Source organism: Tessaracoccus luoxuelianae, from assembly GCF_055326245.1.
In genome coordinates this window covers 559,717-573,267 of sequence record NZ_JBUZNO010000001.1, presented here as the reverse complement: position 1 = coordinate 573,267, position 13,551 = coordinate 559,717, and the positions used below count along the sequence as shown (strand labels likewise).

Annotated in this window: 12 protein-coding genes; 6 read left to right on the top strand and 6 right to left on the bottom strand. The window is 66.8% G+C overall.

The window, feature by feature from the left end:
* Positions 1-70: 70 nt before the first annotated feature.
* Positions 71-1,306, bottom strand: coding sequence for an integrase catalytic domain-containing protein (locus ACZK39_RS02615; RefSeq protein ID WP_463612408.1), 1,236 nt, complete (start codon positions 1,304-1,306; stop codon positions 71-73).
* Between the two features lie 359 nt (positions 1,307-1,665).
* On the opposite strand from ACZK39_RS02615, the gene rpsL reads away from it, so the two are divergent.
* The 4 genes from rpsL to tuf all read left to right on the top strand — a co-directional run bounded on the left by rpsL (position 1,666) and on the right by tuf (position 6,071).
* Positions 1,666-2,037: a 30S ribosomal protein S12 gene (gene rpsL / locus ACZK39_RS02610; RefSeq protein WP_077340453.1), complete on the top strand. Its 372-nt coding sequence runs from the start codon at positions 1,666-1,668 to the stop codon at positions 2,035-2,037.
* Positions 2,037-2,507: a 30S ribosomal protein S7 gene (gene rpsG / locus ACZK39_RS02605; protein ID WP_182782358.1), complete on the top strand. Its 471-nt coding sequence runs from the start codon at positions 2,037-2,039 to the stop codon at positions 2,505-2,507. Before rpsL ends, rpsG begins: the two co-directional genes overlap by 1 nt.
* Before the next feature lie 69 nt (positions 2,508-2,576).
* On the top strand, positions 2,577-4,661 hold the full coding sequence (gene fusA, locus ACZK39_RS02600) for an elongation factor G (protein WP_463612407.1): 2,085 nt from the start codon (positions 2,577-2,579) through the stop codon (positions 4,659-4,661).
* A 216-nt stretch (positions 4,662-4,877) separates the two neighbouring features.
* Positions 4,878-6,071: an elongation factor Tu gene (gene tuf / locus ACZK39_RS02595; RefSeq protein WP_182800141.1), complete on the top strand. Its 1,194-nt coding sequence runs from the start codon at positions 4,878-4,880 to the stop codon at positions 6,069-6,071.
* Positions 6,072-6,145: 74 nt separating this feature from the next.
* On the opposite strand, the gene ACZK39_RS02590 is transcribed toward tuf, so the two are convergent.
* Positions 6,146-7,828: a glutamine--tRNA ligase/YqeY domain fusion protein gene (locus ACZK39_RS02590; RefSeq protein WP_459056372.1), complete on the bottom strand. Its 1,683-nt coding sequence runs from the start codon at positions 7,826-7,828 to the stop codon at positions 6,146-6,148.
* 37 nt (positions 7,829-7,865) lie between these two features.
* On the bottom strand, positions 7,866-8,438 hold the full coding sequence (locus ACZK39_RS02585; RefSeq protein WP_459056373.1) for a DUF4112 domain-containing protein: 573 nt from the start codon (positions 8,436-8,438) through the stop codon (positions 7,866-7,868).
* 32 nt (positions 8,439-8,470) lie between these two features.
* On the opposite strand from ACZK39_RS02585, the gene gltX reads away from it, so the two are divergent.
* Entirely contained in the window at positions 8,471-9,925 is a 1,455-nt protein-coding gene (gene gltX, locus ACZK39_RS02580) for a glutamate--tRNA ligase (protein ID WP_182782362.1), read from the top strand.
* A gap of 6 nt (positions 9,926-9,931) precedes the next feature.
* On the opposite strand, the gene ACZK39_RS02575 is transcribed toward gltX, so the two are convergent.
* Together ACZK39_RS02575 and ACZK39_RS02570 are read right to left on the bottom strand one after the other, a co-directional pair.
* A complete protein-coding gene (locus ACZK39_RS02575) occupies positions 9,932-10,855 on the bottom strand; it encodes a hypothetical protein (protein WP_459056374.1) in 924 nt (307 codons plus the stop codon).
* Positions 10,848-11,903 carry a hypothetical protein gene (locus ACZK39_RS02570; protein ID WP_459056375.1) on the bottom strand — a complete coding sequence of 352 codons (1,056 nt, stop codon included), beginning with the start codon at positions 11,901-11,903 and terminating at the stop codon, positions 10,848-10,850. The genes ACZK39_RS02575 and ACZK39_RS02570 overlap by 8 nt, the downstream gene beginning before the upstream one ends.
* A gap of 141 nt (positions 11,904-12,044) precedes the next feature.
* Between ACZK39_RS02570 and ACZK39_RS02565 the strand changes: the two genes are divergently transcribed.
* Positions 12,045-12,497 carry an Hsp20/alpha crystallin family protein gene (locus ACZK39_RS02565; protein ID WP_182782363.1) on the top strand — a complete coding sequence of 151 codons (453 nt, stop codon included), beginning with the start codon at positions 12,045-12,047 and terminating at the stop codon, positions 12,495-12,497.
* A 60-nt stretch (positions 12,498-12,557) separates the two neighbouring features.
* On the opposite strand, the gene ACZK39_RS02560 is transcribed toward ACZK39_RS02565, so the two are convergent.
* Positions 12,558-13,514 (bottom strand): glutathione S-transferase family protein, encoded by a 957-nt coding sequence (locus tag ACZK39_RS02560; protein ID WP_182782364.1) that lies wholly within the window; start codon positions 13,512-13,514, stop codon positions 12,558-12,560.
* Positions 13,515-13,551 lie beyond the last annotated feature (37 nt).

Here is a 13,551-nt window from a genome sequence, read left to right as displayed (position 1 = left end):
CGTAGTTCCTCATGTCAAGGTAGCCGCGAAATGATTCCTGGTTCCTCACATGGTTTAGCCGCGAAATGGGTCAGGCGGTGCGTGGGGTCTTGATCGCTGTGGTGGCGCTGGGGAGGGTCAGCTTGGCGGTGTAGAGGGCGTCGGTTTTGTCTTTGGCGGCGGCGATCAGGAGCCCTTGGATGCGGGTGATGTCGCGGGTGAGTTCGGCCAGGTTCAGCTGCTCGCGGCGGGCCAGCAGGTCGGCTTGCTGGGCTGGGGACAGGATCTGGGCGGCGAGGAGCCGGTCCAGGGGTGGACTGGGGCGGTCGTAGATGCGTTTACGGTGTCCGGCCTTGTCGGCGCCCCAGCCGACGGGTTTCTTGGTGGAGATGAAGTAGTTACCGCGGTCAGCCACGAGGGGCCACAGCTGGTTGAGGAGCGCGAGTTCGGTGGGGGTGTCGTAGCGGTAGTAGAACCCTCGCCGGCGCACGATGTGGTTGTTCTTGGCTTCGATGGTGGCTTGGTCGTTCTTCCGGTAGGGCCGTGATCGGGTGAAGAAGATGTCGCGGTGGCCGGCCCAGTTGATGACGTCGTGGTTGATGAACTCGGAGCCGTTGTCGCAGTCGAGGCCTTGGATCGGGAATGGGAACAGGTCGATGGCCTGGTCGAGGGCCTCAAGCATCCAGCGGCGGGCGTTGTTGCGGATCGCGATCACCTGGGTCCAGCCGGTGACCACGTCGGTCAACGACACGGAGCGGGCGAACTCGCCCTTCAGGGTGGGGCCGCAGTGGGCGACGGTGTCGACCTCGAGGAACCCGGGCTCGGCTTCGGCCTCGTCGCCGGCCTTGCGGATCTGGATCGAGGTCCGCAGCAGCGGACCCGGCCGGGTGGTGGTGAACCCGCGTAGCCCGTGGGTGGCCTTGAACCCGGCCAGATAGCGGTCGATCGTGGCCCCGGACATCGCCTCCAGTTCGGCACGCACCCCCGGGCTGTAACCGCCCCGCCCCGGGGCGAGCTCACTGTTGGCCTCCAGGTTCGACAGGAGCCTGGTCATGTCCGCGGCCAGGTAGGGGCCGCACTCACAGCCGGAGAGCACCCACACCCGCTCCAGAACCCTGGCGGCATCGGTGGAGTACTTCCTCGGCTTCGCGCGGCGGCGGTCGATCCTGGCCACGTTCGAGGGCCGGGTGCCGGTGGCGGTCAACAGGTGCCGGGCCCGGTCCCGCGACAGCCCGGTCACGAGGCAGAACTCGTCGAGCATCGCACCCTTGACCTTCTTCGTCGCCGCCACATACGCCCGGGCGTACTTGCGTGTCACTTCGATCACGGCAGTCCTCGATAGATCCGATCCCATCGCTCCAGCGTGAACCGCCCTCACGTTCGCGGCTGCAGTTGTGTGAGGAACGATCACCCTTTCGCGGCTGACTTCTCTGATGATCGTCGCGTTTTTGACCATAGTGGGGCGCTGGAGTAACCTAAGTGGGCGTGCTCGGTTGCTCGGGCCCATATGTGCGTGCCCTGGCATGATCCTGGCGTTCTTATTCGTTGCGAAGAGACCAGACCTGTGCGGAGTTCGCACGGCAACTCGATGTGTCGTGAGGTTGGAAACGGTGACCCGGCCCCACGTCGAAGGGTTGCGCCAGGGATGACAAACGTCCACCCAGACAACGAAAGTGATACCAACAGGTGCCAACTATTCAGCAGCTGGTCCGCAAGGGCCGCACCGACAAAGTCTCGAAGAACAAGACGCCCGCGTTGAAGGGCTCGCCCCAGCGTCGCGGCGTGTGCACCCGCGTGTACACCACGACCCCGAAGAAGCCGAACTCCGCGCTGCGCAAGGTCGCTCGTGTGCGCCTGAGCTCCGGCATCGAAGTCACCGCCTACATTCCGGGCGTCGGCCACAACCTGCAGGAGCACTCGATGGTGCTCGTCCGCGGCGGTCGCGTGAAGGACCTCCCCGGTGTGCGCTACAAGATCATCCGCGGCTCGCTCGACACCCAGGGTGTCAAGGGTCGCAAGCAGGCCCGTAGCCGCTACGGCGCGAAGAAGGAGAAGTAATGCCACGCAAGGGTCCCGCCCCGAAGCGCCCGGTCCCCATCGACCCGGTGTACGGCTCCCCGCTCGTCTCTCAGCTGGTGAGCAAGATTCTGCTCGACGGCAAGAAGACCATCGCGCAGTCGATCGTCTACGACGCCCTCGAGGGCACCCGTGTCAAGACGGGCACGGATCCGGTGCAGACGCTCAAGCGCGCACTGGACAACGTCCGGCCCTCCATCGAGGTGAAGTCCCGTCGTGTCGGCGGCGCCACCTACCAGGTGCCGATCGAGGTCAAGCCCGGCCGCCAGAACACGCTGGCCATGCGCTGGCTGGTCAGCTTCTCCCGCGCCCGTCGCGAGAAGACGATGACCGAGCGCCTCATGAACGAGATCCTCGACGCCTCCAACGGTCTCGGTGCTTCGGTGAAGCGTCGCGAGGACACGCACAAGATGGCCGAGGCCAACCGCGCCTTCGCGCACTACCGCTGGTGATCGGTCGCCCCCGGGTCTCAACCCCGGGGGCCTTCACCGTCTACTACCCAGAGACATAAGGACTGCACAGTGACCGACCTTTCCAAGGTTCGCAACATCGGCATCATGGCGCACATCGACGCCGGCAAGACCACCACCACCGAGCGCATCTTGTTCTACACCGGCAAGACCTACAAGATCGGTGAGGTTCACGAGGGCGCCGCCGTGATGGACTGGATGGAGCAGGAGCAGGAGCGCGGCATCACGATCACGTCGGCCGCCACGACCTGTTTCTGGAAGGACCACCTGATCAACATCATCGACACCCCCGGGCACGTCGACTTCACCGTCGAGGTGGAGCGTTCGCTCCGCGTGCTCGACGGCGCCGTCGCGGTGTTCGACGGCGTGGCCGGCGTTGAGCCGCAGTCGATGACGGTGTGGCGTCAGGCCACCAAGTACGGCGTGCCGCGCATCTGCTACATCAACAAGCTGGACCGCACGGGCGCGTCGTTCGACCACTGCGTCAAGACCATTCGGGAGCGCCTCAACACCGATCCGGTGCTGCTTCAGCTCCCGATCGGCTCCGAGGGCGGTTTCCTGGGTGTGGTTGACCTCGTCGAGATGCGTGCGCTCACCTGGCACGGCGAGACCACGATCGGTGAGGACTACACCGTCGAGGAGATCCCCGCGGACCTCAAGGAGGCCGCCGAGGCCGCCCACGCCGTCCTGATCGAGCGCATCGCTGACGTCGATGACGACATCATGGAGCTCTACATGGAGGGCGAGGAGCCCACGGTCGCGCAGATCAAGGCGGCCGTCCGCAAGGGCGTCATCTCCAACACGTTCACCGCTGTGGTGTGCGGGTCGTCGTTCAAGAACAAGGGCGTCCAGCCCCTGCTCGACTCCATCAACGCCTACCTGCCGTCCCCGCTCGACGTGCCGGCCATCGAGGGGTTCAAGCCCAACGACGAGACGGTCCGCATGGAGCGTCACCCCGCCGACGACGAGCCGCTGTCGATCCTGGCCTTCAAGGTGGCCGCTGATCCCCACCTCGGGCGCCTGACGTTCGTGCGCATCTACTCCGGTGTCCTGCACTCCGGCTCCCAGGTGCTCAACGCCACCAAGGGCCGCAAGGAGCGCATCGGCAAGATCTACCAGATGCACGCCAACAAGCGCGAGGAGATCCCCCAGATCGGCGCCGGCATGATCTGCGCGGTCATGGGCCTCAAGGACACCACCACGGGAGAGACCCTGTGTGATCCGGGGAACCCGATCGTGCTGGAGTCGATGACGTTCCCGAACCCCGTCATCGAGCAGGCCATCGAGCCGAAGACCAAGTCGGACCAGGAGAAGCTGTCGCACGCGATCCAGCGCCTGGCCGAGGAGGATCCCACCTTCCGTGTGCACACGGACGAGGAGACCGGGCAGACCATCATCGCGGGCATGGGCGAGCTGCACCTCGATGTGCTGATCGACCGCATGCGTCGCGAGTTCAAGGTCGAAGCCAACATCGGCAAGCCGCAGGTGGCCTACCGCGAGACGCTCCGCCGCAAGGTGGAGAAGATCGAGTACACCCACAAGAAGCAGACCGGTGGGTCGGGTCAGTTCGCGCGGGTCATCATCGACCTGGAGCCGACGGAGCCGGGCTCGGGCTACGAGTTCGTCAACGCCGTCACCGGCGGACGCATCCCCAGGGAGTACATCCCCGCGGTGGACGCCGGAGTCAAGGATGCCCTGCAGTTCGGCGTCCTGGCCGGCTACCCGGTGGACAACATCAAGGTGACCCTCACCGACGGCGCCTACCACGACGTCGACTCCTCGGAGCTCGCCTTCAAGCTGGCCGGCTCCATGGCGTTCAAGGAGGCGGCCCGCAAGGCGGACCCGGCGATCCTGGAGCCCATCATGGCGGTCGAGGTCACCACGCCGGAGGACTACCTGGGCACGGTCATCGGCGACATCAACTCGCGCCGCGGCCACATCCAGGCCATGGATGAGCAGCACGGCAACCGCGTGGTGCGGGCCCTCGTGCCGCTGTCCGAGATGTTCGGCTACGTGGGTGACCTGCGGTCGAAGACCTCGGGTCAGGCCTCGTACTCGATGGAGTTCGACTCCTACGCTGAGACGCCGAAGTTCATCTCCGAGGAGATCGTCGCGAAGTCCCGCGGGGGCGAGTGAGCTTCTGCGACGCGCTGCGACAACGGATGGCCGGGGGAGACCCCGGCCATCCGCCGTTTCCGGGTGAGTCCACCTCGCCCGGTTTGACTGAGAACCAGGCTCCTATAGGATTGGTCAGGTATGCGTTTGGGCGCTAAGCTCAGATGCTGACCTCTCTAGAGGAACCATAAGCGACGCCCCGCAACCAGCGAGGCGAGATCCCAAGAAGGAGCCCTCGTGGCAAAGGCCAAGTTTGAGCGGACTAAGCCGCACTGCAACATCGGCACAATCGGACACGTCGACCACGGCAAGACCACTCTGACCGCGGCGATCACGAAGGTGCTCCACGAAAAGTACCCGCAGTGGAATGCTGTGTCGGCGTTCGATCAGATCGACAAGGCGCCCGAAGAGCGTCAGCGCGGTATCACCATCTCCATCTCGCACGTCGAGTACCAGACCGAGAAGCGCCACTACGCGCACGTCGACTGCCCCGGGCACGCCGACTACGTCAAGAACATGATCACCGGTGCGGCCCAGATGGATGGCGCGATCCTCGTCGTCGCCGCCACCGACGGCCCGATGGCTCAGACCCACGAGCACATCCTCCTGGCCCGCCAGGTCGGCGTGCCCGCCATGGTCGTCGCCCTCAACAAGTGCGACATGATCGACGACGCGGACGCTGACCTGATCGAGCTCGTCGAGATGGAACTCGACGAGATCCTGTCGGCTCAGGGATTCGAAGACACCAAGATCGTCCGCGTCGCCGCGTTCCCCGCCCTCCAGGGCGACGAGAAGTGGGCCCAGACGATCCTCGATCTCATGGACGCCGTCGACGAGAACATCCCGCAGCCTGCTCGCGACACCGACAAGCCCTTCCTCATGCCCGTCGAGGACGTCTTCACGATCACCGGTCGTGGCACCGTCATCACCGGCCGCATCGAGCGCGGCATCGTCAAGACCGGGGAGACCGTCGACATCATCGGCATCCGTGAGACCAAGCAGTCCTCCACGGTCACCGGTGTGGAGATGTTCCGCAAGATCCTCGACGAGGGTCGCGCGGGCGAGAACGTCGGCCTTCTGCTTCGCGGCACCAAGAAGGAGGACGTGGAGCGCGGCATGGTTGTCATCAAGCCCGGTTCCACCACTCCCCACACGGACTTCGAGGCCAACGTCTACGTGCTGGCGAAGGAGGAGGGTGGCCGTCACAAGCCGTTCTTCTCGAACTACTCCCCCCAGTTCTACTTCCGCACCACGGACGTGACCGGGGTCGTCCAGCTGCCTGCCGGCACCGAGATGGTCATGCCTGGTGACAACACCGAGATGACCGTGCACCTCAACAAGCCGATCGCCATGGAGGAGAACCTCAAGTTCGCCATCCGTGAGGGCGGCCGCACCGTGGGTGCAGGCAACGTCGTCAAGATCCTCAAGTGATCTAGACTCCACGCCTGACGAGGGCCGTGCAGCTTCGGCTGCACGGCCCTCGTCGCGTTCCCGGGCGGCGGAGCTCAGCCCCGCTTCTGGATGGCCGCCCATTCATCCCGAAGACCCACGGTCCGGTGGAAGTGCATCGGCTCGTCCAGGTCCGCGGCGAAGTAGCCCAGGCGCTCGAACTGCACCACCTCACCGGGCCGCGCGTCGAGCAGCGCCGCCTCCACCTTCGCCCCGGCGAGGACGTCTCGTGAATCGGGGTTGAGATCGTCCAGGGCTTCGCCCGTCGCGTCCCCCGGGGCCTCGGCGGTGAAGAGCCGGCCGTACAGCGCCACGGTGGCGGCCACCGCGTGCTGCGCCGACACCCAGTGCATCGTGGACTTGACCTTGCGGCCGTCCGGGGAGTTGCCCCCCTTTGAGGCCGGGTCGTAGGTGGCGAGCACCTCCACGACGTTGCCCTGTTCGTCCTTGACGACGTCGGTGGCGGTCACGAAGTAGGCGCCCCGAAGGCGCACCTCACGGCCGGGGGAGAGCCGGAAGTACTTGGGCGGGGGCACCTCCTGGAAGTCCTCCTGCTCGATCCAGAGATCGCCGCTGAACGCGACGCTGCGGGTGCCGTCCTCCGCTCGCTCCGGGTTGTTCGCCAGCTCGAAGTGCTCAACCACGGGCAGGCCCGCGTCGTCGACCGGCCAGTTGGTGATGCGCAGCTTGAGCGGGCGGATGACCGCCATCCGGCGCTGGGCCGTGGAGTTGAGTTCGCGCCGGACATAGCTTTCGAGGGCCTCGATGGACTGTCGAGAGTTGGTGCGGGTGGTGCCCACCTCTCGGCAGAAGGTGCGGATCGCGGTGGGCGGGTAGCCCCGGCGGCGCAGGCCCCGCAGGGTGGGCATCCGGGCGTCGTCCCACCCGTCGACGACGCCGTCCATGACCAGCTTCGCCAGCCGCCGTTTGGAGGTGACGGTGTGGGTGAGCTCGAGGCGGGCGAACTCGTATTGTCGCGGGGGCTCCTCGACGCCCAGCTGGGTCAGGAACCAGTCGTACAGGGGGCGGTGTGATTCGAACTCGAGAGTGCAGATGGAGTGGGTGACGCCCTCGATGGCGTCGGACTGGCCGTGCGCCCAGTCATAGGTGGGATAGATCGCCCAGTCGTCGCCCGTGCGGTGGTGCGTCACGCGCCGGATCCGGTACATGATGGGGTCGCGCAGCTGCATGTTCTCGTGGGCCATGTCGATCTTGGCGCGCAGCACCCTCGAACCATCCGAATACTCACCGGCGCGCATGCGCCGGAACAGGTCCAGGTTCGCCTCGGGGGAGCGGTCGCGGAAGGGCGAATTCACCCCTGGCTTGCCGAAGCCACCGCGGCCGGCCGAGATGGCCTCGCCGTCCTGATCATCGACGTAGGCGAGGCCTGCGCTGACCAGCCGCTCGGCCCACGAGTACAACTCCTCGAAGTAGTCGGAGGCGTAGCGCACGTCTGCAGGCTCGTAGCCGAGCCACTCGATGTCCTCGACGATCCCCTCGACGAAGCTGGTGTCCTCGGTCTCCGGGTTGGTGTCGTCGAGGCGCAGGATGCAGATGCCGCCGAAGTCCGCAGCCACCCCGAAGTCCACGACGATCGCCTTGGCGTGCCCGATGTGGAGGTATCCGTTGGGCTCAGGAGGGAATCTCGTCTGGACCCGGCCGCCCCGCTTCCCCGCCTGCACGTCCGCGTTCACGGCCTCGTAGATGAAGTTGGAGGGCATCGCGGAGGGCTCGGTCATGCCGGTAAATTAGCACGCCGCCAGCGGTGGGGGCCGGTCAGCCGGTGGTGGCGATGAGGTGGTTGATCCCCATGATGAACGCGATGGGGATGGCCACCATCGCGGCCACCAGCAGGGTCACGAGCACAGCGACGCCGATCCAGTACCGGATGGACGCCCGGCGGACCAGCTCCCGGTTCTCGATCGTGCGGTTCAGGAGCTTCAGGTTCATCTTGTTGGCGCGGTACGCGGCGTCGAAGAAGGCCCCCACGAAGGGGATCATGCCCAGGGCCCAGTCCAGCAGTGAGTTGGTGCCCATGCGGAGCAGGACCGGCAGTGGTGCGCGGAGCCGGATGGCGTCGGCCATCACCACGCTACCGAACACCGCCCCCACGGCCGTGCCCGCCCAGGGGATGAAGGAGAGGAACGGGTCAATTCCGACGCGCACCTTGGTGCCTGGGATCTGCACGAGATCGTCGAGGAAGTAGCTCAGGGTGCGCGTCATCTGCGCCGGCTTCGGCGGAGGATCGGCGGCCAGGTCTGCGCGGATCCGCCCGCGCGCAGCGTCGTCGACCGCGTCCCGCGCGTGCTGGAGCGCCTTGGCGGGGGTAGGGCCCGGTTCGGTCGTCATAGCCTCAAGGATGCCCGATAGGGTGAAGTCCCATGAGCGCTACACCCACCCCGGCCCGGACCCGCGTCGCCCCGTCACCCACCGGCGACCCGCACGTCGGCACCGCTTTCATGGCTTTGTTCGACCTCGCCTGGGCTCGAAAGACCGGCGGGGCGTTCGTGCTCCGGATCGAGGACACGGATCAGGCCAGGCTGGTGGAGGGCAGCGAGCAGCAGATCTACGACTCGCTCGAGTGGCTTGGGCTGCAGGCCGATGAGGGGCCGCATCTCGGAGGCGATTTCGGCCCGTATCGTCAGTCGGAGCGGCTGGACACCTACCGCCCGTTCGTCGAGCAGCTCCTCGCTGACGGCCACGCCTACCACTGCTGGTGCTCCTCGGAGCGCCTGGCGGGCCTGCGGAAGGAGCAGGAGGCGCTCAAGCTGTCGGTGACCGGCTACGACCGGCTGTGCCTGGGGAAGACCCGGGAGGAGAGGGCGGCGCTGCCGGGCTTCTCCGAGACCCCGGTGGTGCGGATGCTGATTCCCGACGACGCGCCGCTCGAGTTCGAGGACATCGTCCGCGGGACGGTCAAGGCGCCCCGCCCGGACGACCAGGTCATCCTCAAGGCCGACGGCTTCCCGACCTACCATCTCGCCGTGGTCGTCGACGACCACCTCATGGGGATCGACACGGTGGTGCGCGGCGAGGAGTGGATCTCCTCGACGCCGAAGCACGTGCTGCTCTACGACTGGCTGGGCTGGAAGCGGCCGGCGTTCGCCCACATGCCGCTGCTGCGCAACACGGACAAGTCCAAGATCTCGAAGCGCAAGAACCCCGCCGCGCGGCTGATGTGGTTCAAGGAGCAGGGATATCTGCCCGAGGCCGTGCGCAACTTCCTCCAGCTGCTCGGCTACGCGGGAGACGAGGAGTCCGAGGTGTCCACCTTCGAGCAGTTCGTCGAGGGATTCTCCTGGTCCAAGGTCAACACAGTGGGCCCCATCTTCGATCTGAAGAAGCTGGATTGGCTCAACGGGCACTACATCCGGAGCCTGTCTGCCGAGGAGCTGGCGTCGCGGATCCTGGAGTTCGAGGCGGACTGGGCGCCCACCGGGGCCGAGGCCGCCCTGCTGCGCAGCGCCGTGCCGCTCATTCAGGAGCGCCTGGTGCTGCTGAAGGATGCGCGGCCCCAGCTGGACTATCTCTTCGCCGTCGACGAGGCGCTGGTGATCGACGACGACGCCCTGGCCGGCCTCGCTGAGAACGCGGCTGAGGTGCTGGACGCGGCCATCGCCGTGGCGGAGTCCGTGCCGTTCTCGACCGACGCCATCCAGGCGGGGTTGCGGGAGCGGATCGTCGAGGGGATGGGCATCAAGCCCAAGTTCGCCTTCGCCCCCATCCGCGTGGCGATCTCGGGCCGGAAGGTCTCACCGCCGCTGTTCGAGTCGATGGAGCTGTTGGGCAGGGAGTCCTCGCTCGCCCGCCTCCGAGCTCTGCGCGCCTCCCTCTGACGGAGGTCAGTGCCCGGGGCCGATAAGCGCCGGGCGGGAGCCGCCGACCATCAGGGGAGCCTCGCTCGGCGAGGGCAGGTAGTGGAGCCTCAAACCCTCGAGCAGTTTGGCCAGCTGCGTCCGAGCCGCAACCCGCTCTCCCTCGGTGACCGCCTCCGTCGCAAGCCGAGCGGCCTTGACCGCGCGCCGTGCGGGGCGACGGGCGGTGAGGGGGAGATGGTTGAGCCCGACGGTCTCGGCATGAGCCCGCGCCGTGTCGAAGGCGATGCTGATGCGGCGTGACAGAGCGTCGAGGGCCTGCCCGTCCAGGCGCCTGTGTTCGTCGTCCCACTGCATCAGGAGCAGGGTGAACTCCTTGGTCAGGGGGACGCTGCTGTCGAAGAGGGCGGAGCTCTCGATGCGGTAGACCACATCGGTGAGGAGCTCCCCGTAATCGGCCTTGATCTCGTCCACCCGATCCCGGGAGGCAGTGGGGTCCGACGGTTCGGCGAGTGTCCCCAGGACGTAGGTGACGGCCGAAGACTGCCTCGGAAGCTCCCGGAGTCCGGGGTACAGATCCTCGAAGGTCATGCCCTGCGGCAAGCGGAGCGAAGCCCGGCCGAACGGGGGGCTCTCCTCCAGTGCACTGCGTACCGCGCTCTCCGTCGCGCCGTGCCACCGCACCCCCCTAACGACGGTGATGCGGCCGACGATGGCGATGTTGCAGTACTGGCGTACGAAGTCCTCCAACCGACGACGGAGTGGCACAGTGACAGTACGGGGCGAGACGTCGCCTCGGATCGCGGAGTACTTCACGGTGATCCGATCGCCGGTGAGGCGGGCCTGCAGCACAAATGGGGTGACGGGGCCGATGAGGAATGCAGAAGAGACCACGATGGTGCGGCCGGCCAACTGCTCCATCCGGCTCAGCGGCCGAATCGCCTCAGTCATGGGTTGCCTCTAGTTCCGTCCTGTGGAGGGCCAACATGCGAGGGACGTCAACGGGCTTGGGGAGATAGTGCAGCGCCAGGTCGTCCAACAGGTCGCCCAGCTGGCTCGCGGCGGCCTGTCGTTCGCCCGGAGTGGTGGCGCTCGTCGCGAGGCGGGCGACCTTGATCGCCCGCTCGGCCCCTGGGCGGGCTGTGGTGGGAAGGTGGGCAAGCCCCACCCGCTCCGCGTTCTCCCGGGCGTTCCGAAAGGCGAGGGCGACCTCGAAGGACAGCCGATTGCGTCCCTCGGGCCCGAGGCGGGCTGAGTCGTCGTCCCACCGCAACAGTTCGAGCTGAAACTGGTGAGTTGTCGGTACCGAGGCGTCGAACAGTGCTGAGCTCTCGATCCGGTAGACGATGTCGCCGGCCAAGCGCCCGAAGTCATCCTTGATCGAAGCGATCCGTTCGTGTGCTGGGTCCATCGCCGGACCGGCAGGTCCGGGTGTCATCGCAGGGGTGAGACGAGCGCGGATCTCTTCGCGGGCCAGCGCTTCCTGCCTGTCCTCATCTGAAGGCACGGCAGCGACACGTCGTTTCCTGAGATGAGCCAGGAGCGCGACCAGGCCGAACAGCGGCAGCAGCGTCGCTGGAAGGAGCCACCATGAGCGTGTGACCACGGCGAGAGCAATACCTGCCAGGGTGCCGAGGATCACCAGCGCGAGGAGCCCGCGGCCGAATGCGCGCGGTGACCCAGGTCTCCTAGCGCTCAGCGCGCTGCCGGGGACAACGACGACCCGGGTGACCCGGAGATCGAACTCCTCGTCGGCGAAGTCGTCCAGGCGCCGCCAAGAGGGGACCGTCGCCCGGGCCGGCCTTTCCGCTGACCCCAGTGGGGCGTAGTCGATCGTGACTGTGTCCTTCGCTGCATCGCGCTTGCGTGACGCGTCGGTGACCCGGATGACGTAGATCGCATCCGGAGTGTCGCCGACGAGGGAGACGGTGTGGTTCGTGAGCGACCCAACCGGGGCCTCCCGGGACATCAGCGTCCATGCGGGCAGCGGCGTCGTCATGGCGGCATCCTAGGCCCAGCACCTTCGGTCGTTGAGGTTGAGCGAGGGCCACTCAATCTTCGCTTGACTCCCGAATTGAGCGAGGTACACTCAACTTGAAACCAAGTCCGGCACCCATTTGACCCCAGAAAGGAACGCACAATGCCTGGCTTCGACCCCTTCCGCGACATCGACCGCCTCCTCGGCGACGTCACCCGCACCCCGGCCTCAGTCGCGATGCCCATGGATCTCTACCGCACCGGCGACGAGTTCGTCGCGCACATCGACCTGCCCGGTGTGGACCCCGCCAGCATCGACATCGACATGGACGGCGCCACCGTCACCGTCCGCGCCGAGCGCACCTCGCCCGCCCAGGACGAGGGCGCCCAGTGGCTGACCCGTGAGCGCGCCGTCGGCACCTTCGCCCGCCAGCTGACGCTCGGCCGCGGGCTCGCGGTGGACAAGATCAGCGCCTCGTACTCCGACGGCGTCCTGACCCTCACCATCCCCGTCGCCGAGACCGCCAAGCCCCGCAAGATCGAGGTACAGCACTCCGCGAAGATGAATCAGATCGAGGGCAGCGTCGAGACCGACGCGGCACAGCCTGAATCCTGACCGCGGACAACGACGGCGGGGCGCTCCACCCAGGGGCGCCCCGCCGTCGTGCGTGCCGGGTCAGCCGCGACCGTGACGGGTGGTCCACCCGGACAGGTCGGGTCCCTTGGGCACGATGCTGAGCGGGTTGAGGTCCGTGTGCACAACGTAGTAGTGCCGCTTGATCTGCTCGAAGTCCACGTTGGTGCCGAAGCCCGGCGTCTGGAAGAGGTCGCGGGCGTACCCCCACAGGTTCGGCAGCTCCGAGAGCTTGGAGCGGTTGCACTTGAAGTGGCCGTGGTAGACGGGATCGAAGCGCACCAGCGTCGTGAACAGGCGCACGTCGGCCTCGGTGATCGAGTCCCCCATCAGGTAGCGCCTGTCCGCCAGCCGTTCCTCCAGCCAGTCCATCGCCGTCCACAGCCGGTCGTAGGCCGCGTCGTAGGCCTCCTGGGACCCGGCGAAGCCACACCGGTAGACGCCGTTGTTGACCTCCGTGAAGACGCGCTGCATCACCTCATCCATCTCGCCCCGCAGGCCCTCGGGCCAGAGGTCCGGCGCATCGGGCTTGTGGAAGGACCGCCACTCGAAGAACAGGTCCTCGGTGATCTGGGGGAAGTTGTTGGTCACCACCATCCCGGTGGGCACGTCGACGATGGCGGGGACCGTGATGCCACGGGGGTAGCCGGGGAAGCGCCTCTCGTAGGCGTCCTTCAGGCGGGGGATCCCGAGCACAGGGTCCACCTCACCGGGATCGAGGTCGAAGGTCCAGGAGTCGGAGTCGTGCGTGGGGCCTGGGGTGCCCAGCGAGATCACGTCCTGCAGGCCCAGGAGCTCGCGGACGATGATGGCGCGGTTGGCCCACGGGCACGCGTAGGCCGCGACCAGCCTGTAGCGCCCAGGCTCGACGGGGTAGTCGTCGGTGCCCGGACGCGGATCGGCGACGATGCGGGTCTCGATGTAGCGGGAGTCGCGGGTGAACTCGCGTCCCTTGACGGAGTAGACGCCGCCTGCTGAGTGTTCAGTGTGCTCGGTCATGGCCCCAGGCTAGCCGCCGGTTCGGAGCCGCCAGGAA